Here is a 579-nt window from a genome sequence, read left to right on the forward strand (position 1 = left end):
CGGCAGCGCCACCGGCACCTACGGGCAGATCCTGCTCAATCCCGATGGCTCCTACACCTACACGCTGACGTCGGCGCCAAGTACGACGCCGCATGCGAACGACGGCGCCAACACCCTGAGCGAAAGCTTTACTTACCAAGCCACGGACTCTTTGGGCAACAGCACCACCAGCACCATCGTGGTCAAAATCGTCGATGATCAGCCGACGGCCCATGCCGACGAGACCTCGGTCGCCGAAGGCGGCACGGTCAGTGGCAACGTGCTGTGGAACGACATCGGCGGCGCCGATGGCCTCGCCGCAGGGGGCGCGGTGGTCGGTGTGCGGGCCGGCTCAGACACCTCGACCTCGGCCATCGGCGGCCTCAACAGCCAGATCAATGGCACCTACGGTTACCTGACGCTGGATGCCAACGGCAACGCCGTGTACCACAGCAACCCGAACGCCGTGAGCGACCCCGGGGCGACCGACGTGTTCACCTACACCGTGCGCGATGCCGACGGTGACCAAAGCACCACCACCATCACCATCGACGTGATCAACAGCTGCATCAGCGCGGCCAGCGACAGCGACGTGACCGT

General features: G+C 65.1%; 1 protein-coding gene. It reads left to right on the forward strand.

The genetic code is table 11. From position 1 onward, the window contains the following. Positions 1-579, forward strand: a 579-nt coding sequence (locus VD17_RS32860) for an Ig-like domain-containing protein (protein WP_046057117.1), incomplete at both ends; no start/stop codon positions are given.

This window comes from Pseudomonas fluorescens (assembly GCF_000968015.1).
GTDB lineage: Bacteria > Pseudomonadota > Gammaproteobacteria > Pseudomonadales > Pseudomonadaceae > Aquipseudomonas > Aquipseudomonas fluorescens_W.